At 58.2% G+C, this 2,624-nt stretch carries 2 protein-coding genes; both read left to right on the top strand.

Translation table 11 applies throughout. The features are described from left to right. The first annotated feature begins 327 nt into the window (after positions 1–327). Positions 328–543: a hypothetical protein gene (locus H0921_RS17515; RefSeq protein ID WP_194539826.1), complete on the top strand. Its 216-nt coding sequence runs from the start codon at positions 328–330 to the stop codon at positions 541–543. Positions 544–635: 92 nt separating this feature from the next. Beyond that, entirely contained in the window at positions 636–2,156 is a 1,521-nt protein-coding gene (locus H0921_RS18085; RefSeq protein ID WP_315851934.1) for a polymorphic toxin-type HINT domain-containing protein, read from the top strand. Positions 2,157–2,624 lie beyond the last annotated feature (468 nt).

Below are 2,624 nucleotides of genomic sequence, written 5' to 3'. Positions count from 1 at the left end.
CATTGGGACTTCAGCGTCTGGGCGCATAATAATTCGTGTGGTGGGCTAGTAGAACCTACACGACACTGGCCGTCAACTCCTTCGGAAATGGATGAATTCCTAGGAATACCGGGAACTAGGATACCTGACCTGCCAAGTACGCCAGGACGAGGAAAGGTGATTTGGGAACCGGCAAACGGCATACGCATTATCTTTGAGCAGCACCCGTACCATCCTACGGCGCCAATTTGGCATCGAGGACCGCACTGGCACCTGGATTTGCCAGGAGTAAAGCATCAGAGATTTCTGCCGGGTGATCCTATTCCCGGATTTTGATGAGGTAAGACAATGCAGCAGATTAGCCAAATTCCATTTCTTGATGCGGAATCCAAAGGCGAAGGGATCGTAATAATCACAGCAAGGAAGGGCTGTGTGGGAATCTGTATTTCCTCTCGTGAAAATGGAGATTTAGAAGTTTTCTTGCCGCCCGAAAAGGGCGAACAGCTCATAGCAGCTATAACGGAAGCGCTGATGGTTGCAAAAACAATTGATGACGTGGAGTAGACACGATTTCTAACTCTGGTTCGTGTTCTTAGACCCTGATCTGTTAGGACGTAAATTACAACGTCACCACGCTGTTTGACAACGCGGGCAACGTGGTCGAACGCTACGTCATCGACCCGTTCGGTCAAGCGACAGCCCTCGACGCCAGCTGGAACGTCCTGGCGGCCAGCGCCTTCGCCTGGGTCTGCCTGCACCAGGGTGGACGGTACGATGTCACGAGCGGCCTGTGCCACTTCCGCCACCGCGACTATTCCCCCACCCTCGGCCGCTGGACGAGCCTCGACCCGCTGCGGTTTGGTGCGGGCGATGTAAACCTCTACCGGGCGATTGGGAACAGCCTCCCGAATCGGCTCGATCCGCTGGGGTTGTTCGACTTCTGGGACTGGCTGGCCAATCGCGTCATCGGGACAGAAAACGTTCGCAGTTGGGACAATGTTCTGGGACACCACCGCACCGGCTGGTTCGCCCAGACCAGCAACTTTTCCGCCGGCATGGGCGACACCGTCAGCATGGGTTTGACGGGACGGATTCGTCAGTGGGCGGGTTACGATGACGTGGTGGATTATGACTCCGGGGCTTACACGGGAGGTCAGGTCGCTGGCACAGCGGTGAACGTTGGCCTGGCATTCGCCAACCCCTGCGCCATGACCGGCACGCTGGCCAACGGCGCGCGGGTCATCAACGGCGTGCAGGCAGTTGGAGGTGCGCTGAACGCGGGCGACAACCTGGCGGCGGGGAACTACGGTGCAGCGACCCTGGACCTGGTCGGCGTGGCGGGGAATAGCTTCCAGATGCTGCGGCCGTGCTTCCCCGGGGAGGTGCAGGTTCTGACGCGGCGGGGCTGGGTGCGGTGGGATGCGTTGACGCCGGCGGACGAGGTGCTATCCCTGCCGGAGATGGAGCCGGAGGGGGAGTTGGCGTATCGGCCGGTGGAGGAGGTGTTCCAGCGTTGGGGGGTGATTTGGGAGGTAGCGGTTGGCGGCCGGACCATCGGCACGACGGAGGAGCATCCCTTCTACGTCCTCGGCAAGGGCTGGACGGTGGCGGGAGAGCTAAAGCCGGGCGACCGAATCGTAGGCTTAGACCTCCATGAGAGCGTGGCGGTCACGGCGCTGCGGCTGACCGGTCGGCAGGAGAAGCTCTACAATCTCCGTGTTGCGGACTATCACACCTACTTCGTCGGCGACACCGCGTGGGCCTTCGCCCTCTGGGCGCATAATTCGTACGATGCCCCAGGCAGCGGTTTGGCCAGAAATGCGCCGGAAGGGGGTGGGTTTGCCCATGGTATCACCGCAGAGGAAATCACAGCAATTAACCGTCGATTCGGGGGCATAACGACTCTGACCGGCGATGTCTCGACGGTTCTAGCGAACGCTGTACGCTGGGAAGGTTTCTGGAATAAGTGTGCCTGCATCATTCGGGACATCGCTGGTCGGCACATGTTCAATGACGCCAATAAGAGAACTGCTCATGCGGTTGTAGAAGAACTGATGAGGCGTAACAGTATTACCACTGGAGTTTCGTCTGACCAGATACGAAAGGTGATCGAGCGAGTCGCCAGAGGTGAACTGCGAGAGGTGGAGGATATTGCTCGGGCGTTGAGAGGATTCTAGCAATGGAACAGAGCAGCGTGAGGGCTGAAGCAGCTAGGGTTGTGCGAGACATTGGATTGGCGAACATTCCGCCTGACTGGAGTGGCTGCGATGCCGTCTGGTGCGTGTTTGAGGAGATGGCTAACAGTGGCTCCACGGTGGTCATCAAAATCGATGGACAGCGGACGAAGCCTGAAGACACTGGGCGGTACACCGTGGTTATATCCGGAGGCCCGCTCGGAGAGGACTTCTTTCGTCAGGACACTGCGGTACTTGAAGAAGGACTGGCAAATGCAATCCTATACTACGCTCGCAAGTGTTGGATCAAAGCGTAGCGATCCAAAGCACTGAACTTCAGGACGGCTGCTGAACCGAGAGCCTTGTTCTCTCATAGTTGCCCATAGCAGGTCGTCGATTTCTCCACCTCCACGCAGTCCCACTCACCCCCCGGTTGAAGGAGCTACCCGCCTGGTGTAAGTCAGCCTAGGC

The sequence above is a fragment of the Thermogemmata fonticola genome, from assembly GCF_013694095.1.
Lineage (GTDB): Bacteria > Planctomycetota > Planctomycetia > Gemmatales > Gemmataceae > Thermogemmata > Thermogemmata fonticola.
The sequence above is the reverse complement of the archived record's forward strand: the minus strand, read 5'-3'. Positions and strand labels throughout refer to the sequence as shown.

Bases quoted from the DNA above. Each gene is read 5' to 3' on its own strand.
- H0921_RS17515 (WP_194539826.1), top strand. From the start codon at position 328: ATGCAGCAGATTAGCCAAATTCCATTTCTTGATGCGGAATCCAAAGGC.